The 20,424-nt window shown below is 60.5% G+C and carries 13 protein-coding genes; 7 read left to right on the top strand and 6 right to left on the bottom strand.

Annotation, left to right across the window (positions count from 1 at the left end):
* Positions 1–392 precede the first annotated feature (392 nt).
* Positions 393–3,269, top strand: coding sequence for a TonB-dependent receptor plug domain-containing protein (locus VHN57_RS26260; RefSeq protein WP_206435073.1), 2,877 nt, complete (start codon positions 393–395; stop codon positions 3,267–3,269).
* 239 nt (positions 3,270–3,508) lie between these two features.
* On the opposite strand, the gene VHN57_RS26255 is transcribed toward VHN57_RS26260, so the two are convergent.
* A complete protein-coding gene (locus VHN57_RS26255) occupies positions 3,509–5,140 on the bottom strand; it encodes an N-acyl-D-amino-acid deacylase family protein (protein ID WP_206435072.1) in 1,632 nt (543 codons plus the stop codon).
* Positions 5,141–5,306: 166 nt separating this feature from the next.
* On the opposite strand from VHN57_RS26255, the gene VHN57_RS26250 reads away from it, so the two are divergent.
* The 5 genes from VHN57_RS26250 to VHN57_RS26230 all read left to right on the top strand — a co-directional run bounded on the left by VHN57_RS26250 (position 5,307) and on the right by VHN57_RS26230 (position 10,003).
* A complete protein-coding gene (locus VHN57_RS26250; protein WP_125999158.1) occupies positions 5,307–6,191 on the top strand; it encodes a LysR family transcriptional regulator in 885 nt (294 codons plus the stop codon).
* Positions 6,192–6,285: 94 nt separating this feature from the next.
* Positions 6,286–7,323: an N-acetyltransferase DgcN gene (dgcN, locus tag VHN57_RS26245; RefSeq protein WP_423286448.1), complete on the top strand. Its 1,038-nt coding sequence runs from the start codon at positions 6,286–6,288 to the stop codon at positions 7,321–7,323.
* Positions 7,324–7,328: 5 nt separating this feature from the next.
* Positions 7,329–8,321, top strand: coding sequence for an N-acetyl-D-Glu racemase DgcA (gene dgcA / locus VHN57_RS26240; protein WP_063976945.1), 993 nt, complete (start codon positions 7,329–7,331; stop codon positions 8,319–8,321).
* A 16-nt stretch (positions 8,322–8,337) separates the two neighbouring features.
* A complete protein-coding gene (locus VHN57_RS26235) occupies positions 8,338–9,570 on the top strand; it encodes a dicarboxylate/amino acid:cation symporter (RefSeq protein WP_017502143.1) in 1,233 nt (410 codons plus the stop codon).
* 169 nt (positions 9,571–9,739) lie between these two features.
* Positions 9,740–10,003 (top strand): hypothetical protein, encoded by a 264-nt coding sequence (locus tag VHN57_RS26230; RefSeq protein WP_017502142.1) that lies wholly within the window; start codon positions 9,740–9,742, stop codon positions 10,001–10,003.
* A 27-nt stretch (positions 10,004–10,030) separates the two neighbouring features.
* On the opposite strand, the gene VHN57_RS26225 is transcribed toward VHN57_RS26230, so the two are convergent.
* Positions 10,031–11,509: a tyrosine-type recombinase/integrase gene (locus VHN57_RS26225; RefSeq protein ID WP_423286445.1), complete on the bottom strand. Its 1,479-nt coding sequence runs from the start codon at positions 11,507–11,509 to the stop codon at positions 10,031–10,033.
* Positions 11,510–11,715: 206 nt separating this feature from the next.
* Here VHN57_RS26225 and VHN57_RS26220 point away from each other — a divergent pair, with 206 nt between their 5' ends.
* Positions 11,716–12,720, top strand: a complete 1,005-nt coding sequence (locus VHN57_RS26220) for a hypothetical protein (RefSeq protein WP_139149894.1) — start codon at positions 11,716–11,718, stop codon at positions 12,718–12,720.
* Between the two features lie 413 nt (positions 12,721–13,133).
* Here the strand turns inward: VHN57_RS26220 and VHN57_RS26215 are convergent, their stop codons facing one another.
* The 4 genes from VHN57_RS26215 to VHN57_RS26200 all read right to left on the bottom strand — a co-directional run bounded on the left by VHN57_RS26215 (position 13,134) and on the right by VHN57_RS26200 (position 20,143).
* Positions 13,134–14,345 carry an IS256 family transposase gene (locus tag VHN57_RS26215; protein WP_099231114.1) on the bottom strand — a complete coding sequence of 404 codons (1,212 nt, stop codon included), beginning with the start codon at positions 14,343–14,345 and terminating at the stop codon, positions 13,134–13,136.
* 2,326 nt (positions 14,346–16,671) lie between these two features.
* Positions 16,672–17,802: a replication initiator protein A gene (locus VHN57_RS26210; RefSeq protein WP_063977119.1), complete on the bottom strand. Its 1,131-nt coding sequence runs from the start codon at positions 17,800–17,802 to the stop codon at positions 16,672–16,674.
* A 74-nt stretch (positions 17,803–17,876) separates the two neighbouring features.
* Positions 17,877–18,950: a ParB/RepB/Spo0J family partition protein gene (locus tag VHN57_RS26205; protein ID WP_026109382.1), complete on the bottom strand. Its 1,074-nt coding sequence runs from the start codon at positions 18,948–18,950 to the stop codon at positions 17,877–17,879.
* Entirely contained in the window at positions 18,947–20,143 is a 1,197-nt protein-coding gene (locus VHN57_RS26200) for an AAA family ATPase (RefSeq protein ID WP_037522374.1), read from the bottom strand. The genes VHN57_RS26205 and VHN57_RS26200 overlap by 4 nt, the downstream gene beginning before the upstream one ends.
* Positions 20,144–20,424: the final 281 nt, after the last annotated feature.

Below are 20,424 nucleotides of genomic sequence, written 5' to 3'. Positions count from 1 at the left end.
TCTTGGAAATTGGGGCAACGATCATCGACACCGAACCCGGTCCGCCCATGGCAGGCCGGCAGGTGCCTAAACGTTGCAAGCTATCCCGGCTGGCGGCGAGAAATCCACCCCGCCATTCCCTTCGGCTATACCTGTATAAGATCAAAGTAATACCAAATCTATTGACCAGCCGTGACCACCCTGTAACCTCCCCGTCATGAAGCCGGTTTTTGCGCCCATTAGCGGAGCCTTGCCGGGTTCGTGATGACGGTATGGTGGGAACCGGCAAATCGACAAGACAGCCTGCCTGCGGTCATGTGATGTTATGGGTTGGATAGGGCCAAACCGGCGCAATAACGCCGCGCACGCATGAATGCGAGCAGCCCCGTCCTGTGAAAAGGGGGTTTTTATCTATGCGTGATTTCAGGCGAATTCGTCGGTCCTTCGGCCGTCGCCATGGCCTTGGCCTGGCCATGACCGCAATAGCATTGGTGCATGCAGCCCCCGCTCTAGCGCAGGAGGTGGCCACGCCCCAGAGCGGCATGGAAACGGCACCGACCAATCAGATCGTCGTCACCGGCACCCGCATCGTACGCGACGGCTTCAAATCGCCCACCCCCCTGACCGTGATGACACAGGAGGCGATCCAGAACCAGTCGCCGACCAACAATATCGCGGACCTGATCAACCAGATGCCGGCGCTGGCCGGCAGCACCCGTCCGTCCAACTCGCGCCTTGCCATTAGTTCGGGCCTGGCGGGCATCAATACGATGAACCTGCGCAACCTTGGCGAAGTGCGTACGCTGGTGTTGCTCGACGGTCGCCGTTCGGTGGGATCCACCATTACCGGCCTGGTTGACATCAACACTTTCCCGCAGGCGCTGGTGAAGAGCGTGGAAATCGTGACCGGCGGCGCATCGGCCGCTTATGGTTCGGACGCCGTCGCGGGCGTGGTCAACTATGTGCTCGACAAGACATATGAAGGCTTCAAGGTCAATGCCGACACCGGCATCACCGACAAGGGCGACGGTTTCAACTACAGCTTCAACGCCGCAATCGGCAAAAGCTTTGCCGACGGGCGCGGCCATATCCTGCTGTCGGGCGAATATGCGCACAAGGACGGCATTTTCCAGGTCGATCGCGACTGGAACCAGCTGGGCTATCGCACCGTCGCCAACACCGCAGCCGCCATTGCAGCCGGCGGCCCGGCCAGCCTGGTCGTGAGCGGCGCTGGCACCTGGAACACCACACCGGGCGGCATCATCCGTTCGCAGGTCGGCGGCACGACCAGTCTGCGCGGCATCTATTTCGGCCAGGGCGGTGCGGCCAAGCAATATCAGTTCGGATCGCTCAGCGACAGCTCGCAGACGATTGGCGGTGACTGGGAAGTGAACGACACGTCGCGCAATATCGGCCTGGACGCGCAGGACGACCGGCGCGGCGTATTTGGCCGCCTGAGCTATCAGCTGACCGACTGGCTGGAAGTCTATGGCGAGGCGTCCTACAATTGGAACAAGACGCTGTTCAACGCTGGACCTCAGGCCGCGACGATGACGCTGACCGGCGACAACGCCTATCTGATCAATGCGCTGGGCAGTGCGGCGCTGGCCGGGGTAACTTCCGTCACGCTCGGTACTTCGGCATCCGACCTGCCCTATCGCAAGAATAACAGCACACGCGAAGTGCAGCGCTACACCATCGGTGCGGGCGGCGAATTCCAGATGTTCGGCAACAAGGCCGTGTGGGACGCCTATGGCCAATATGGCCGCACCGACACGCATGAACTGCTGCGTGACATCATGAACACGTCGCGCATGGCGCTGGCGACCGACGCGGTATTTGCGCCGGCCGGCAATGCGCTGGGCGTAGCAGCTGGCACCATCGTCTGCCGTTCGTCATTGACCAGCCCGTCCAATGGCTGCGTGCCGCTCAATCGCCTGGGCACCGGCGTCGCCAGCCAGGCGGCGATCGACTATGTGCTGGGCGATCCCTATCGCGATCAGACCTTCAAGCAGACGGTCGCGGGCATCAACCTGTCGACCACGCCCTTCGCCACTTGGGCAGGCGATGTCAGCGTTGCGATCGGCGGTGAATATCGCAAGGAAGAAGTGTCGGGTTACGTGCCCACCGAATATCAGAGCGGCTGGTCAGTCGGCAATTTCCGTCCCACTTTCGGCAGCTACAATGTCAAGGAGGCCTATCTGGAAACCGTCGTCCCGCTCGGCCTGGGCGCGGAATTCAACGGAGCAGCACGCCTGACCGACTATTCGACATCGGGCACTGTCACCACCTGGAAGGCGGGCCTGACCTGGCAGCCGATCCCCGACATCCTGCTGCGCGGCACTCGTTCGCGCGACATCCGCGCACCCAACCTTAACGAACTGTTCCAGTCGGGCACATCGCGTACCAACACATTTGGCACCAATGCATCGGCCTATGGCCAATATGCCGGTGCCACCTTCCGCGAACTGACCACCGGCAATCTGGCGCTCAAGCCCGAAAAGGCCGATACGCTGACGCTGGGCGGCGTGTTGCAACCACGCTTTGCACCGGGCCTGTCGATCTCGGTCGACTGGTTCCGTACCAAGGTGAAGGATGCGATCGCGCAATTCTATGCCGACGACATCGCCCAGCGCTGCAATGAAGGCATTCAGAGCTTCTGCGCCGCGATCGTCGCCGATCCGCTGGGCGAGCGCGACTATTATGTGACCGCCAGCCCGTTCAACTTCGCCCAGGTCAAGGTGCGCGGGATCGACTATGCCGTGAACTATAACCTGCCGATGGATCGCCTGTTCAACAATGGGAGTGCCAGCAGCCTGACCCTGAACGGTACTGCTACCAACTATCTGGAAAATCTGGTCGACAACGGCATTTCGGTACCTGTCGATACGGTGGGTCAGAATAGCGGCCAGTCCAGCACCCCGAAATGGATCTTCCGCATGTCGGCCACGTTCGACACGCCGACCTATTCGATCACCGCGGTCGGCCGTGGCGTGAGTTCGGGTACCTACAACAACACCTATATCGTCTGCACCACGGGTTGCCCGACCAGCACGGCAGCTAATCCGACGATCAACAACAACCATGTCGACGGCACCTTCTACACCGACCTCAACCTGACGACGAAGATCAAGGTCGGCGGATATGATGGCCAGCTGTTCTTCAACATCACCAACCTGTTCGACAAGGATCCGATCCTGCTGCCGGAAACCGGCCTGTCGGCCAATTCGACTTACAGCGATTTGCTGGGCCGCGCCTTCCGCGTCGGCGTGCGGTTCAAAACCAACTGAGCATTTTCGAAGCAGATGCCATCATCTGCGGACTCGGAAAGTGCTGAAAAACAAAGAACATCTTAAGGAGGAACAGGGTGGCGGATCAACGATCCGCCACCCTTTTTCTTGCGCAGGTCCCCAGCCTACCGCGCGGGCCATATTGCTCCGGATGATAGACGCCTGGGATCGGACAGACACGCCCCTTATCGGCACGACATACCGACCTGCGCAGATTGGCTGATGGTCCCTTTCGTCCGTCAGGAGCAGCCCGTCGTCGGCCTGGCCCGCAACAGCGCCCGCCCGGCCCTTGCGCCGGTGGTCTGGCTGTCACTGACCGCAAGGGTCCCGTTAACGAACAGCTTGGCCACCCCGACGCTCAGTTCGCGAGGATGCACATAGTCGGCCCGCGGCGCATATTTTGCAGGGTCGATCACCACGACATCGGCATAATAGCCGGCTTTAAGATAGCCGCGATGATCGATCTTGTAGATGTCGGCAGTGGCCCCCGTCGATTGCCGCACGAAGGTCTGCAGGCTGATGACCGGCCGCTTGCGCACATAATTCACATATTTTTCCGGAAAGGTCGCGAACATGCGGGGATGACCGTCTGATCCGTCCGACGATGTCACGATCCAGGGTTGCTGCATGATCAGGTCGACATCGCTCTGCGCCATGTTGAACGAAGCAACCCCCGTGCCCTTGCCCTTCTTAGCCGGATCGGTCGTCTCGATGCTCTGGCGGATGATGCGCAGCGCCGCGTCGCGCGGATCGACCTGCCATTCGCTCGCCACCTGTTCCAGTGTCTTGCCCGTCCAGGGGAAGCCCTGTGCGATCAGCAGCAGCGCTTTCGCCCCGCCGCGCCGGCGCATGTTATTCCGCATCTCGTCCCGGATCTTTGCCAGCATCGCCGGATCGTCCAGCCGCTTCACCAGCGCCTCGCCGCCGCCATCGACGGCCCAGCCGGGCAACAGCGACGCGTCCAGGCTCGATCCCGACGCCAGCCAGGGATATTGATCCGCCGTGACATCCTGTCCTGCCTTGCGGGCCGCCTCAATCTCCGCAATCACCGCCGGTGCCTGACCCTGCACATCGACGCCCAGCGCCTTCAAATGCGCAAAATGCACCGGCATGCCGGCCTGCCGGCCGATCGATATGGCTTCCTTCACCGAACCGAGCAGACCGATATTATAGCTGGATTCGTCGCGCTGATGGGTATCGTACAGACCTCCCCGGACTGCAGCTTCCTTCGCCACCGCGACCACTTCTTGGGTCTTGGCAAAGCTTTGCGGCGGATAGAAAAGCCCGGCCGAAAAGCCAGTTGCGCCTTCGCACATGCCATTGGCGACCAGCGCCTTCATCTGCGCCAGTTCCTGCGCATCAGGCGCGCGGGCATCATCGCCCAGCACCTGCTGCCGCACTCGCCCGAAGCCAATAAAAGGCACGATATTCGTCCCAATACCCGACGCCTGCAGCTTGGCGGCATCCGCACCCACATTGGGTGTACCGAACCCGTCAACGCCGATCATCACTGTGCTTACGCCCTGATCCAGCCAAGCGGCATTGACCCGCGTACCTGCGTCCGGCGAGCGGATGAAACTATCGGCATGGGTATGGGCGTCGATAAAACCAGGAGCGACGATTAAACCTTTTGCATCAATGACCTTGCTCGCTTTCATGCGCGCCGCGCGACCGACATAGATGATCCGATCCCCCCTCATCGCGACATCGCCCACAAAGGGCATGCCTGCACCACCATCATAGATGGTGCCGCCGCGGATCACTATGTCCGCCTGCTCGCCCGGTGCTGCATGGCTGAAAGCGGCAATGGCTGACAGCCCCCCCGCCATCAATAGGGCCTGGAGGCGACGCGCGGCGGTGAAAGAAGGCATGGGTAGGAAGTCCTTGGAAGCTGAGCCTTATCGGCAACATGGCCCCGATAAGTGATGGCCGTCCAGTCCGGCCTGTTGCACCACCTATAACCGAATGTCATAGCGGTTACGTACCCAGCCGTCGTTGATCCAGACGAACAGGGCCGCACCTGAAGGGACCACGCCTGTGAACCTGCGCCAGATTGAAATTTTCCACGCCGTTTATTTGCACGGCACGGTCAGCGCCGCCGCGCGCGCGCTCAATGTTTCGCAGCCTGCCGTCACCAAGGTACTTCGTCATACTGAGAGATTGATTGGTTTGCCATTGTTCGAACGAACGAATAATGGCTTGATACCAACGCAGGATGCCCGCACCCTGTTCGCGGAAGTCTCCGACATTCAAGACCGAGTGCGTTCACTGAAGCAAGCTGCTCAGAATATGCGCAACGGCCGCGGCGCCATGTTACGGTTTTCCGCTCTTCCTTCTCTTGGGTTAGGCGCAATACCCGAGGCGGTCTCGCGCTTCCTGCGAAGCCACGAAGACATCATGTTCGATCTGCAAACGCTCCATCATGACGAGATGGTACGAAAACTCTATGAGCGGGAAACTGATATTGCTATCAGTTTCGAAATTCCGATATCCGCTCCCGTGGCTCATCAGGTAATCGGCGAAGGCGAGTTGGTCATACTGTATCGCGAAGATGACCTGCCAGCTGCTCCGGCGCGGTTACATTTGGAAGATTTGCGGAACAGAAAATTTATCAGTCCGATAAAGAGCGGGCCAATTGGTGTGATGCTGTCCAACGAGTTGAGCCGTCTCGATGTTGAGCTTGAAGAGGTGGTTTCGGCACGCACTTACTATATCGCAGCCGCCTTAGTACGCGCGGGGGTCGGCATGGCCATCGTGGACAATTTTACGGCACATGCCGCTGCTGCACCGGGTCTTTCAAGCCGGCCACTCCAACCAGCCATAACCTTCGACATAAATGCCATATATCTACAGAACCGGCCACCATCGAAAACAGCATCGGAGTTTTTGAATCTGCTCTCGACCATTATCGATAACCTATAGCCTCAGGCTATGACCTTCATGGCCATTGATATTGGGTTGGGTGGGAACGTGAAGATAAAGCACGTCCTCCCATCAGCATAGGTTCGACACATCCATGATCGCCACGCCCTATCTTCTCTATCTCGGCCACAGCAATGACGATATTGGCATCAAGACTTCGCGCGGGCTGGCGGTGTTCCGGCCTGATATCTGTGTAGGAGAATTCCGCCATGACGATTGCAGTCTGACGCTGGGCTTCCCCCGCATGGATTTCGCCACCGCTTATGCCGGAGGCGCACGGACTTTGGTGTTGGGCATCGCCAATGCCGGCGGCAAGCTGGGCGAAGATTTGGTACGTGACGCGCTTGCGGCGATGGAGGCCGGGCTCGACATTGCATCGGGCCTGCATCAGCGGTTGAAGGACGAACCGCAACTGGTGGAAACCGCTAAACGCCTCGGCCGCACCTTGCATGACGTGCGCGATCCCCGCGCCGACATTCCGGTCGGCAACGGCAAGAAGCGCGCCGGCAATCGCCTGCTGACCGTCGGCACCGACTGTTCGGTGGGCAAGATGTATACCACGCTTTGCCTGGCCCGCGCCCTGTCCGCACGCGGCGTGCCCGCTGATTTCCGCGCCACCGGCCAGACCGGCATCCTGATCGCAGGCGACGGCGTGCCGCTGGACGCCGTGGTGGCCGATTTCATCTCCGGCGCGATCGAACAGATTTCGCCCGATCGCAATGATGGCGGCTGGGATTTGATCGAGGGTCAGGGTTCGCTCTTCCACCCCTCTTTCGCCGGCGTGTCGACAGGCCTGCTGCATGGTGCTCAACCCGACGCACTGGTGCTGTGCCATGATCCTATGCGCCAGAGCATGCGCGGCCTGCCCCATTACAAGCCGCCGGGCCTTTCCGACTGTTTGGAAGCCAATCTGCGCACCGCCCGCCTCACCAACCCCGATGTCCGCGTCGTCGGCATCGCGCTCAACACCTCCGCCTTGGAAGAGGCAGAGGCGCTAGCGCTCTGCGCCCGTATCGGCGACGAGTTCGGCTTGCCCTGTTCCGATCCCTATCGCATGGGCGTGGAGGCGATCCTCGACCGGCTGCTGGAAACGCACACGGCGACGATCGCGCCCGCAACGAAGACCGCCTGATCCCCATGGCCCGCACGCTGACCGCTCTGGGGGAAAGCTTTCCTCTCGCCACCCCTTTCCGCATTTCGCGCGGGGTCAAGACCGCCGCTGATGTCGTCACCGTCACCCTGTCGGAAGGCGGCGTCATCGGCCGGGGCGAATGCGTTCCCTATCCCCGCTATGGCGAAAGCGTGGAAAGCAGCATTATCGAGATCGAGGCAATCCGGGAAGCGTTGGAAAGCGGCATCGATCGCCGCGTCCTTATCGATATGCTGCCCGCAGGCGCAGCGCGCAACGCGGTTGATTGCGCCCTGTGGGATCTGGAATTGCGCTTGAGCGGCAGCGACATCGCCACGGCCATGGGTCTTGCCCGGCCGCTGACACCTATAGCCACGGCCATGACCGTCGGCCTCGACACGCCCGACGCCATGGGACTGGCCGCTGCCGCGCTTGCCGACGTGCCCCTGATCAAGGTGAAGGTCGACCGGACCGATCCCGCCGCCCAGCTCCGCGCCGTCCGCGCCGCCGCGCCCTCCCCCCGCATGATCGTCGATCCTAATGAAAGCTGGACGATGGCGGAGGTCAGCGATCTTCAGGCGCTGATGATCGACCTGAGGGTCGACCTTCTGGAACAGCCGCTGCCCGCGCATGAGGATGGCGATCTCAACGGCTTTAGCTCTGCGATCCTGATCGCCGCCGACGAATCCATCCATGTCGCCGCTGATCTCGATAGCCTGCCCGACGGCTATGGCGTGGTGAATATCAAGCTGGACAAGACCGGTGGCCTGACCGCCGCGCTCGACCTGGCTCAGGCCGCGCGCGCGCGCGGCCTTGGCGTCATGACCGGCTGCATGATCTGTTCGTCCCTCTCTGTCGCGCCCGCCTGGGCCATTGCGGCGGACAGCGAGTTTGTCGATCTGGACGGACCGCTCTGGCTGTCGGTCGACCGGGAAGGCGGCGTGACAGGGGTTCGCGGACATCTGTTGCCCGCGCAACCGGGCTTCTGGGGCGGACTGTAACTACAGCATGTCAACAATGACCCGCCGCTGGTTCGCCATTCCCCTCTGGCTGCGCGTGTTGGGCGGGTTGCTCGCAGGCGTGTTGACGGGGCTATTCTGGCCAGCCGCTATTCCCTGGATTGGCTTTGTCGGCGAACTCTTCGTCCGGCTGATCCGCATGCTGGTCGTCCCCATTGTCTTCGTGTCGATCGCATCAGGCGTAACGGCTCTCGCCGATCCGCGCCGGCTGGGATCAGTAGGCGGGCGTACGGTCCTTCTTTTCGCCTTCACCACTGCCTGCGCCGTCTCGATCGGCATGGCGCTGGGATTGTTGATCGGGCCCGGCACCGGCGCAGCACTGGGCAAGGCTGTGCCCCATGCATTGGAGGAGGCGAAATCGCTGCATGATCAGTTGATCGGCATCGTGCCCGTCAACATCGTCCAGTCATTGGCCGAAGGGGATATGCTGGCAATCATCTTCTTCGCCATGCTGTTTGGCTGCGGCGTCATTCTGGCCGGAGACGAAGCACGGCCCATGGCCAATATGCTGCAATCGGCCAGCCGGGTGCTGTTTCACCTTGTCCGCCTCGTGATGGAAATCACGCCCTTCGGCGTCCTAGCCCTGATTGCCAAGGCCGTGGCGGACAATGGCATCGCCGTCTTCGCCAATATCGGCTGGCTGGCGCTGTGCGTGCTGCTGGGTGTGATAGTCCAAATATTGCTGGTCCATCTGCCGCTCATCAGGCTGGTCGCACGCCTATCGATCCGCCGCTTCTTCCACGCGGCCGTTGATCCGTTGCTGGTCGCCTTCTCTACTGCCTCTTCCGCAGCGACATTGCCTGTCGCGCTACGGGTAGCACAGGAAGAATTGCAGCTAGATCCCGCCATCGCATCGACCGTGTTGCCCATTGGCGCCAGCATTGGCAAGGACGGCACCGCCATGTATGTCGGCCTGCTCAGCATCTTTGCCCTGCAGGCGCTGGGCGTACATCCGGATTCTACGATGCTGGGAATTATGCTGTTAACCGGCGCGTTAGCAGCTTTTGGTACCGCGCCAATTCCATCTGCATCTTTGTTCATGCTCGCAGCTGTGCTATCGGCAGTTGGCATTTCACCGGAACAGACCGCGCTGGTGGTAGGCTTTGTACTGCCGTTCGACCGTCTGCTCGACATGACTCGTACCATTGCTAGCGCGAGTGCGAACTTGGCAGTTACAACTGCCGTCGCGCGTAACGACACCCGGTCCAATCAATTAGCATTTCCGCAGTAGGCGAGGCGCCGGTCAGCTATTACCGATAGTCACTCAGCTCCAAACGTGGCGAAGACGACCCTCTTGTCCTTCAGCAGCGCTGAACACCGAAATGCGGTCGCTTCCTGCCGCCCCCCCCTGTACCTCGTTCGCGTCGACGTTTTCCTCAGCCTGATATGAATGCTGCGAGATGAGCCCTGATCCCTCACCGCTGCATTGGGTCGACGATAGCGCTTACTGGAGTGCCAATCGCGCCCAGCATGCAATTGTCGGCGACTATGAGCTGATTGCCTATGATATTCCTCCGACGGGCGACGCGGCGGCGAAGATTGGCTGGGAAATCTATACCGGACCCAACCAGAGCCAACTTCTAAGGACGCAAGAGGCAACGGATTTCAATGCAGCAAAAGCTGCTGCAGAACAGGCTTGGCGCGACCTTCAGAACGACTTGTAACGCCTACGGGCCGAGATTGTGTGACGCCTATTTCATGCGCGTCAGCAACCGCCCCGCCGCGCCGTGCTCCGCTGCCAGATTGCGGTTATAAAGAAGCGGCATCTTGGGTGACTTCCAGCGCAGCGCATCCATGATACCGGCAATATCCTCGCCGGCCGCAAACAGGTCGTTGTTCATGCCGATCCGTGTAGAGTGGGCACTGATTCCCTTGTGCCATTGGGCAAATTCTTCAGCTGTCAGGTCGGGGATAAGGCCCTTATCCCAGGCCTCCTGTGCACGTGCCTTGAATATCTGCGTAACCGCCTGGGGGCGAAGCGGTTCCTGCCCAAGCGTAACCACCTTCAAGGGACCAGCGCCCGCGCGCTTGCTGCTACCCTCGTCCAACATTAGGCCGGGTAGACCCAAATAGGTAGCTGCTGCCCTGCGCCGGGCATCAGCACGCAATTTCGCCGGATCGGCAGGCTTGCGCATCTTGATGAACAGACGCCGGAAGACGGCGCCCTGCTCACCGGGTACGCCAAGTTCGTCCTTGACCTTCGCCCAAGCCTGAAGGGCAAGGACCGAGCGCATCGACAGAAAGGCAGTAGCCCCCTCCCCTTCCTGGTCGCCCTTATGCCGGGGAATGACGAGGAGCCGGGTATCAGGATCGCTTGCAGGCAGGATATGCTCAAAGCAGATGGCCACAAGTTCTGAAGCGCGCAGACCGGTATCATAGGCGACGGAAAGCAAGGCGCGGTCCCGAATCCCCTTTTCGTCCGAGCCGCAGGCTTCGAGCAATGCCTTAAGGCTCACCCCTCGGCTCTGGGCGCCGAAGACATCGCTCACGGCCCCCTTGTATCGCAAAGGCCGCGCCTGTTTTTGGGCGGTGCCAAGACGGCGCCGCAAGGCCTTCATCTCGAGACGGACAAGGTCGTTTCTGGTGGGATCCTCGAGCCCAAACAACCTATGGAAGGTCCCGATAGCCCATAGGATACGGGACAATGTCGCGGGACGGGCAGACTTTCCCCCTACCCCATCTGCGCGATCCCGCAGGAATGCGATCACCGAGGCGGGCTGCGCAGGCAAGGCGCTCACGCCTTGGGCGCGGCAGGCATCGCCAAAGCCGCGCATGTCAGCAAGGAGACCACGCACCGTATTGGCAGCACTGGCCGCAAGCGTCGCCTCGACAAGATCAATGTTGAGCACCGGCCGTTCGCGACCGGGCAACTGGGCGAGAACCGCCTCAAAGCGCTGCAGCGGCGTGCGCGCGCGGTCGGCCTCGCGCCAGCTTCGCCGCGCGGCCAGTTCCTGCTTACGCGCGCCATAAGCCCAACGCTGCCCGGGCGCAGGCATAACAGTGCCGGTCAGCAACGGGCCCGGCGGCGCATCGGGTGGGACCTGAGATGTGGCAGGCTCCGGGGCAACAGGCTCGCTCTGCGGCCGGGAGAGCACGGGAACCTCGGCCTCTTCCGGCAGCGCCATGAAGGCTCTCAATCCGCGCAAGGGGCGCTTGGACGTATCGTTCATGCCCATGTTCGCTTCGCTGTCATAAGCCATCTTATAGAAAATTACCGATTTTGGATCAATGATAATGGCCCTTGTCGGTTATTCAGTTTTTTAAGCTATGTTCACCATTCACTGAAATGACATTTAGCTTTAATTATGGATTACCAAATGGCAGGAAACTGGACTAAACATCCTATAGAAATAGCCATCGTGGAAAGCAGCCCGACGTGGATCGCAGCGATCTTATGCTTGCCTATGCAAAGGCCCATGGCGCCCTCGAGCGATTGGATGATCGATGGGCCACATCTCCGATTGCCGGCGCATGGCGCGCACGCATGGCCTGGACCGAGCGTCATGCCCTCGCCTGGGCCGACAGTTTCGACATACCTGCCGACGCGCTTGTGTTCGACAAGCGCGGTCGACTGCGATCGGGCGACTATGACCTTACACATTGCAAAGATGCGATCGGGGCACCGATCAGCCGCAGGGCGCTGCTCGAAGAGCCCGAACAGCTTCTCGCCTGGCTGGGTGGGGAGCGCGCAGGCGCCGGACCAGACTCACGATGGGAAACGATTCAGGCCATCGAGACCTGGTCGAGAGCCAGCACAGCACTGCCCCCTGCCCCGCCCCTTCTCATGGCCGCCCGTCTCTCTTCCCTCTGGCGGCGCCACGCGCCTCTTGGACGCGGCGACGTTGTCGCCAGCCTTCTTATCGGTGACCGGTGGAGCATGGGCCGTCAGCCAGGTTCGCAGGGCGGGCTTGTCGCATTGGGCATGCGCCACAATGGTGGCCGCTGGAAGACGGCGAGCGGCGAGGAGGCCGAGCATCTGTGGCTTGGCGCCATTCGGGCAGGCGCAATGGCCCATCTCGAACTCGAGAACCGATTGCGCGCCTTCGCCATGCGCGTGCGCCATGTTCTCGTGCGTCGTCGACGCAGCGGTCAACTTGGAGAGCTGATGGCCTTTGCAATGGAGCGCCCCCTGATCAACAGCAGCGACGTGGCACAGCGTACGGGTCTCACGCACGCCGGCGCCATCAAGCTGCTGTCGATCGCGCATGACGAAGGCCTGCTGATCGAAACGACTGGCCAGGCCAGCTACCGGCGCTATGCTATCCCGCTCAGCGAACCACAAAGCGCGACTTTGGTGGAACAGCAAAGATCCCAACCTATGTTTGCAGAGCCTCTCGGAGAGGTTGAGGCCAAAAATCACCCCTTCCAGGAGCCCTTCTGAGAGCCAAAATGCGGCATTGATGATCCATATCCTGCCGGCGCGTCCAAGGCCCTCCAGTAGCCCTTAAAACGCACCATGCGCGATTTCATGATTTGTTCCTTTCGAGAGGCATCATCGCAGCTATTGCGCGGGCACATAGGGCATGCATGGGGTCAGTCGGCGTTGTTGGCCGCTTGAAGATGGTTCTCATACTTGGTGAGTGACAGCATCAAGCCTGCATCAACCAATGAGGGCTCTGATCGGGCCGCGGCAGATCGTCCATTCACCAGCGCCCCTGTCGCGTTGCACTGCATGTTTCAAGCGCAAGCCACGCGACTGCAGAGCCAGAATGATTGCGAGCGACGCCTGGACAGGCCTTGGGGTCACGTCCGTCAATGTGGTGTAATTTCGGTGCTGGCCATCGGGCTGCATTTTCAGGCGGCCTTGGGTGTAATCTGTAGCGGCTGAACCTCCTCGGTTATGGGTGTGGCAAGGGCGGCCATGCCCTCGATCTGCATGTAGCGGTGCTGGAGCTGGTATTCATCGTTCTGCTCGAGCAGGACGGCACCGACGAGGCGGATGATGCTGTCCTCGTTCGGGAAGATGCCGACAACATCGGCGCGGCGCTTCACTTCCTTGTTCAGGCGTTCCAGCGGGTTGGTGCTGTGAAGCTTGACCCGGTGCTGCTCGGGGAAGGTCATGTAGGCGAGCACGTCGTGCTCGGCATCGTCCATGCAGGCGCCGAGCTTGGGCCATCTGGCGCGCAATTGATCGGCGACCTGACGCCAGACCTGAGTTGCGGCCGCATGATCGGGCTGGAGGAAGACTTGGCGGATCGCAGCAGCAACAACCGTGTTTTGGCCCTTGGGCACGTAGGCGAGCGCGTTCCTCATGAAGTGGACGCGGCAGCGCTGCCAGGTGGCGCTGAGCACGCGGGTGATCGCTGCCTTGAGGCCCTCGTGGGCATCGGAGATGACCAGCTTCACGCCGGTCAGGCCGCGGCGGGAGAGGTCCTTGAGGAAGCTCGACCAGAAGGGCTCGGCTTCGGAAGGGCCGATGTGCAGGCCGACGATCTCGCGCTTGCCCTCAGTGTTGACGGCGACGGCGATTATCGCGGCGACACTGACGATCCGTCCCCCCTCGCGCACCTTGAGGTAGGTGGCATCTAGCCAGAGGTAGGGCCAGTCACCGGCGAGCGGGCGCTTGAGGAAGGCATGGACGCGCTCGTCGATGTCTTTGCACAGCTTTGACACGGAGGACTTGGATATCCCGGTCATGCCCATCGCCTGCACCAGCTCATCGACGCGCCGGGTGCTGACCCCGGCAATCCACGCCTCCTGGATTACTGCGACCAGCGCCTTCTCAACAGTCTTGCGCGGCTCCAGGAAGCCGGGGAAGTAGGCGCCGGTCCGCAGCTTGGGGATCTTGAGGTTGAGCGTGCCGAGCCGGGTATCGAGACTGCGGTCGCGGTAGCCATTGCGCCAGGTCGTGCGTTCGCCCGATCGTTCATGGCGGCCAGCGCCGACCAGGCCGTCGACATCGGCCTCCATAATGATCTGCAATACGCTCTCGGCGATCGTACGCAGGAAATCTCCATCTCCGGTCTTCGCCATCAGTTCGGCAAGCGGTAGTCTGTCGTCGGTCATCGGGATCAACTCCTCGGTGGGCGTGTGAAGTGTGGTAACTCCACCTTACCGATGAGCCCGGTGGCCACCGAGTTCGAAATCGCATGGGGTTGGGCATGCCCAACCCCATGCGATCACCTCAATCTACACCGGAAATTACACCACGAGCGCGGACGCTAACGGCCTTGGTCTGAGCCACTGGGGCTCGACGAAATGCACAGATGTTTCCGATCGCAGGGTTAGGATGCCCTTTCATCCCGTCGCTCTTCCTTGAGCGGATCTCCGCGACGGCCTGTGACCGCAGCATGCTGCCTGGCCAGCGGCTGCCGAGGATAGATCGTGCGACAAAAGACCTGATCATCTGCGCCGAGCGGACATTGCCGTGATGACCGGGACGCGACATGAATGATGAAGAGAGGCTTCGGTTGCGAGATTGGTATCGCTCCCCTCCTCTGCAGCCAAGTGCGAAAACAGGGGATATGCGCGTAATCCTTGTTTGGCAGGCCCTTCCCATCAGGCCTTGCACAAGATTTGCTGATCAGGCTTTCATATCGATGAGGAAACCGAGCATTGTCATGCCAGCATTGGTAGTGGCCCTTGTCGGTTGTCAGTCCAATTCCCGGCCTGGGACTGACACAAGAGGCCCTCCCATCTCTGGCTTGGGCTTGGACTTGGCGAGCCTCAAGATGTTTGTCGAGATCGTTAGCCCTGGCCGGCATATGCCGCCAATGAGCGGGTGCGGTGATGCGTTCCCTGCCCTGTCGAAGGCCCTCGAACTTGGCAGGTGCTGCGTCCAGATTATGACTATGCGGGTCGGGGCAGATGGATGGGCCGTAATGTCCGCGCGAGTGGTGTTCGGACTTCTGGCCCATTGTCCGGCGCACCCTTGCCTCCCTGCGCCATCAGCAGGCTATCGTTGAAGCTCTACGTGCAATCGAACAATCCAGGGTCTTCCGCAAATCCCTGTCTCCGGCTAAATTTCAATCAGGAAGGAAAGCGCCGCAAGGCGCGTCTTATCAAGTTTAGAAGAATCCATAAGAAGTTAGCGCTGCTCAACAGGCTGGGCGAATCGCGGATTCAGCGCGATTCGCATCAGAAGCACCGTTCCTGAAGTCCCGCTGACCTGTTCCTGAAGTCCCGCAACTGGTGTTCCTGATACCCCGTAGATGCGTTCCTGAAGTCCCGCTGGCCGTTCCTGATATCCCGTGCCGTATGCCAGTAGGAGTGGCGGGCGATAGAGAGTAAAACATGTTTTACTTGCCGATATGTCACCGAAAAGTCGGGTTTTTGTATGCATATCACCTGTCCGATCGCGACGAAAATTGAGCTGCGAGCATTGGCGCAGGCCCATCGGCAAGCGGGACCGACATAGGGCTGCTGCCTGGAGGCACGGTATTTGAGGAACATGGCCTTCGGCTGGAAAATGGCCATCTGGCCGCTTCTTGCTGGTACCAGACCGGGTACGGAGCGGGCTTGAGCCATTTTAGCGCCCACTCGCTACGGAACTTCGGGAACGGATGGAGTGACGAGGGCATGTGCGCCATCTGTCATGCGCGGGATTTAAGGATCAGCCGATCCCGGCTCCCTGTGCCGCAGCCTCGTCCTGTCCGGGACAAGGCCCCCTCCCCTCCCAGGGGTGTTCCCGCAGAGATCCTGCCTTTGTTCGCCCTTATGAGCTGCTGCCTTCAGGACTGGATGCGTCGCCAGGGGCGCTGCCCAGTCCCGGGCATCTTGGCCCGACCGGTGCTATACAGGCTCCCGCTATCGATGTGGCGCTGCAAGGCGCACGAGGCTGAAACACAGATGTCTCGCGACGGTCTTCCAGCTTTGGGAGCGATCGGTACATGGTTGGCGCATCGTGCGCGGACTGGCTGTCGGGCTCGTGCCAAGGCCGTTCCTGAAATACCGCCTTGGCATGTTCTGGCTGATCAGCGTCGAGCGAGACCGACAGATCGGCACGATCATAACAGAGCGGGAAGCTTCGGCTTGGGGGGCTTGGCGGTGAGCCGGCGAAGCGGCGGCTTTAAAGAACCAGCGCATGGGGCAGGGGAGGGCGCTTGCCGCCACGGCACGTCAAGCGAAGCCCTTGTCACTTGCTGGGACCGGCCATGCGATCTGGCGTGCCCATGCACGCCAGATCGCCGTCAATGCCGATCGGCCACTCATGCAGCGGACATCGGATGAAGGGCAAGAATGAGTGCCGCAGCAGGTACCAAGTGATGTGGTTGCAATTGCGATCGCTAGGAGAGGGGAGGGACATTACCCGTCTCTTCAAGGCGGTATTTCAGGAACGGACCGCTCCCGATCGCCTGGGCGGAGGCAAAAACGATCCTGATGGCGACAAGGCTCAGCTTGCAGGACGCTGCTTCGCGCAGAAGGAGGCAAAGATGCTGGTGATGTTCCTGGCATCAAAGGCGATATCGCGGGCCCGCAGGAAGGCGCGGAAATCATCTGCAACAACCAGATGGTCGCGCTGGGGCGAGGGCAGGTTCGCGCGTGCGATCGCTCCGAACGCGCCATAGCCGATGGAACCCTGTTCAGGAAAGCGCACTGGTGCTTCCCTGGCGTCTGCAGCCTCTCTACCCTTTGGCGCCCGTGCGGGTGCAGCGCCGGGCTCGCGAGAGGAAAGGGCAGGGGGCGTGGTATCGAGCTCCCGCCGCGCCATGCGGATCATTGGCTCGGTGCCTTCCCTGTGGACAAGGTCGAGGGCATAGCCCGGCAGTGCATTTTCCCTGACGATTTTCGCCATTTCGAATTTGAAGCGGCGATAGTCGCCCTCCGCACCCGACTTCTCGAACAGCGTGGGCATGCTGATCGAGAAACCATCGGGGCCTGCGCCGCCGGCATGCTTGCGTGCGACGCGATAGAGCCAGCGTTCGCGGCCGCCGGTCAACGAGAAATAGGCCGGATCGATTGCAAGAACCCCACCCTCCATCAGGACGCCGTCATAGAACCATTTGGCAAGCGTGATGCGCATACCACGGACCTGGCCATTGCGATCCTTGAGCTGGCTATAGCTGTCGATCCAGGAAAAGGTCGTCTCCACGGCATCGCCTGAACGGATGTTGGTCTTGACGGTGGTCGACTGGAGCCGATCAAGCGCATTGCCAAGCAGCTCATAGGATCGTCCCCCTGCATCGCGCTTGAGCGTCGTGAGCATGTCATAGGGGACGATATGAAGCGTCTGGGGAATGTCATTTGCCCCACGCCTCTTATGCTCGATCAGCACAGAGGCGCAGTAGATGAGGATGTCGAGATCATAGATTGTCGCCAGCCCATATTCGGAGTTGGCACTCACATGGACCGTTACCTTGCGATCGGGACTGACATAGTCGATCGGCTTGAGACGCTTGCGCTTTGAAAGCGAGAAGAAGGGCCTCTCCATGGTCTCGCGCTGATCGCGCATGGGGAGGGTGGTGAGCTGCGGTAGAAACAGATCAACCTGGATATCGTCCCGGGCATCCTTCCGTGAAGCCATGTTCGTTCTTGAACTCCATCAGAGTAAAACATGTTTTACTCTTAGATAAGTATCTGAATTAAGACGACAAAATCCTATCGCGATGTGAATTTGGCGCCTTCGATCACCGGGCGCAGCGCCTCGAGGATCTCGTCGATATCAAGCTTGCCCCGAGGATTGATCGTCAGCGTCATGCCCTTGATCCGACTGTCCGCTACGATCTGACCAAACTCCTCGCCCTTGCTGGTCGAAAGGCTGGAGCGATGGCGAGGGGCTGCCTTGGTCGCCGGGCGTGCATTAGCGGCAGCCAGGCGCTGAAGAACCTGGGGGCCATCGATCATCGGCTCGCCCGCTCGTCGACGCCGGTTTTGCTCCGCGCTGATGATCTTGGCTTCCGCCATGATCGCATCGCGCAAAGTCGGCTGCTTGAGGAGCGGCGACAATTTCATGCCATGACGAACCTTGAGATCGGACAGGGTTGCAAATGCGTCCACTACCTCCTGTGGAAGCTCGGCCAATTGTAGCAGGTTGTGCAGGTTCTGCTTACCGATGGCGAGCCGCTCGGCCATATGCGCCCGCACGCCACCATAATAAGCGCCGACCGCATGCTGGTAATTGCGAGCCCGCTCGACGTCGGACACGTCCTCACGCTCGCGATTCTCGATGTCGGCAAGGCGGAACGCGCCTTCATCATCCAGAGTCTCAATGCGTGCGATGAGATCGATCTGGGCATGATTATTGGCGCGAAGCCAGGCGACCGAGAAATGGCGCCTTGTTCCTACAATCAGCTCATAGGGCTTTTCGCCATCCTGCGTCCGGCGGATGACAACCGGTTCCCGATTGCCATTCTCCTCTTTGATGGAGTCAATGAGCGAGGCGCAGCGCTCATGGCTCAGGCTCGCATAGTCGCGCGCATTACCCGGCCACACGGTACATTCGTCCGGCCGAATGCGGATAGTGGGCCGCTTAACGGTCCGCGCGATCTCGTCAAACGCAACGCCGCGCCGCTCGAGAAAGGAGGGCGTGGCTGCCTCCTGCCGCGTGGGCGCGGGGCTTGATGGGGCAGGTGCGACCGCCGCGCTGCCCTGCTCGTGGACAGGCGCCATAATATCCAGGCTGTCGATCGCGCTGGCCAAAAGGCTCCGACGGCGTCCTCCCGCGCTGCTCATGCCGCCTCCGTCAGCCTGTCAGTGCCCAGCTGGGCAAGGCGAGAGGGCCACTGCTTGCAGATATCCTTCTCGAGTTCTTTGAACACGGCGTTGAGATTGTCCCTGCAGCGCGTATAGGTCTGATGAGAGCCGTAAGGCTTGTTGATCTCGTAGATGGACGACATCGCGATCCCGGCATTCTTGATCTCTTCCGAAAGCAGGATCGGAGTCGAGAGCATCTGGCCGGCATAGGTCTTCTCCATGACCTGCAGCATCTGCGCCTCGTTGGTGCGATTGGGCTGGAACATCGTGCATACTACCCTGATGAAGCCATAATCGATGGAATTGTCGAACTTCGACACTAGGCTCATCGCCTCGCGACAGGTCTGCATGAAGTGGATCGTCGAGAGATAGTCGAGCTGGCGTGCCGGCACCGGGATGAGAAGCCCGTCCGCTGCGCTCAGTGTATTGACGCCCAGAAAACCCATGGCCGGCGGCGGGTCAAGAATGATGACATCATAGTCATGACGAACCTCTTCCAACCCGACACGCAGCATTCTGAACGCTCCGGCGATGGCGTGCGGTCCTTCCTCGATGGTGGCCGTCAGCTCCCACTCTGTATCCTGCAGCCCAAGATTGGCTGGGCAGATGTCGATGTTGGGCCAGGCGGTAGGCTTGATCGTCTTTCGGAAGGAATCCGCCTCATCGATACGGGGCGAGAGATAATTGGAAAGTGTGTGCGTCTCCTCGACCAGTTCCTCAAGATTGACGTCGAACATGACACTCATCGAGGCCTGAGGATCGCAATCGACGACGAGAACGCGGTAGCCGCGCAAAGCCAGATAGTCGGCCAGATGCTTGGATGTGGTCGACTTGCTGACACCGCCCTTGAAATTCTGGACCGCGACCACGACAGCGCGTTCGTCGGGCAACTTGCCCGCCTTAATGCCGAGCGCCTCGCGGATCGCGATAAGGTCCTCGACCGTATAGAAGCGTCGACCATTGTTCGCGGTCTTGGGCGCGGGCAGGCGACCGCGCGCCTCCGCCTTGGCCAGTGCTTCAGGGGTCCGCCCGAGAAATTCCGCGGCAACCGACGCCCCCATGGTGATGCTCAGGGTCTTGCGATCAGAGGGATCGATCGCCGCTCGTCGCAATACGCTCTTGGCGTTTTCGCACGATGTGATCATGGTGTCCAAAATCTGGCCGGACAACATCGGCGCGTCTCCTTGTTACGGTCTCGAATCAGGGCGGTTCGTAAAAAACGTCGAAATTGAACCCCCTATCCCGGACACATATGTCAAAATGGCGATGGTTAGTCAAACACGCTTCCAGGTAGATGATGTGCAGGACAGTTAGGCATCATGGAGGACTGTCGGGTACAGAAGGAGAGGGGGCCATCCGAGCAGAATGAATGCTGGACTGCCGCCCCTGTTATCGACCAACCTATGTAGAGATTTTGGTTAATCGTCCGTAATCCCCATACGTCGATCAATTC

The sequence above is a fragment of the Sphingobium salicis subsp. salicis genome (assembly GCF_049472635.1).
In the GTDB taxonomy this organism is placed as follows: Bacteria; Pseudomonadota; Alphaproteobacteria; order Sphingomonadales; family Sphingomonadaceae; genus Sphingobium; species Sphingobium yanoikuyae_A.
This window is presented reverse-complemented; position numbering and strand designations above follow the sequence as displayed.

What these genes read in the sequence shown, in the direction of transcription:
- dgcA (WP_063976945.1), top strand. Translation starts at nt 7,329, where the DNA reads ATGGCCCGCACGCTGACCGCTCTGGGGGAAAGCTTTCCTCTCGCCACC.
- VHN57_RS26215 (WP_099231114.1), bottom strand. Translation starts at nt 14,345, where the DNA reads ATGACCGACGACAGACTACCGCTTGCCGAACTGATGGCGAAGACCGGA.
- VHN57_RS26255 (WP_206435072.1), bottom strand. Translation starts at nt 5,140, where the DNA reads ATGCCTTCTTTCACCGCCGCGCGTCGCCTCCAGGCCCTATTGATGGCG.
- VHN57_RS26235 (WP_017502143.1), top strand. Translation starts at nt 8,338, where the DNA reads ATGACCCGCCGCTGGTTCGCCATTCCCCTCTGGCTGCGCGTGTTGGGC.
- VHN57_RS26200 (WP_037522374.1), bottom strand. Translation starts at nt 20,143, where the DNA reads ATGTTGTCCGGCCAGATTTTGGACACCATGATCACATCGTGCGAAAAC.
- VHN57_RS26205 (WP_026109382.1), bottom strand. Translation starts at nt 18,950, where the DNA reads ATGAGCAGCGCGGGAGGACGCCGTCGGAGCCTTTTGGCCAGCGCGATC.
- VHN57_RS26210 (WP_063977119.1), bottom strand. Translation starts at nt 17,802, where the DNA reads ATGGCTTCACGGAAGGATGCCCGGGACGATATCCAGGTTGATCTGTTT.
- VHN57_RS26260 (WP_206435073.1), top strand. Translation starts at nt 393, where the DNA reads ATGCGTGATTTCAGGCGAATTCGTCGGTCCTTCGGCCGTCGCCATGGC.
- VHN57_RS26225 (WP_423286445.1), bottom strand. Translation starts at nt 11,509, where the DNA reads ATGAACGATACGTCCAAGCGCCCCTTGCGCGGATTGAGAGCCTTCATG.
- VHN57_RS26230 (WP_017502142.1), top strand. Translation starts at nt 9,740, where the DNA reads ATGAGCCCTGATCCCTCACCGCTGCATTGGGTCGACGATAGCGCTTAC.
- dgcN (WP_423286448.1), top strand. Translation starts at nt 6,286, where the DNA reads ATGATCGCCACGCCCTATCTTCTCTATCTCGGCCACAGCAATGACGAT.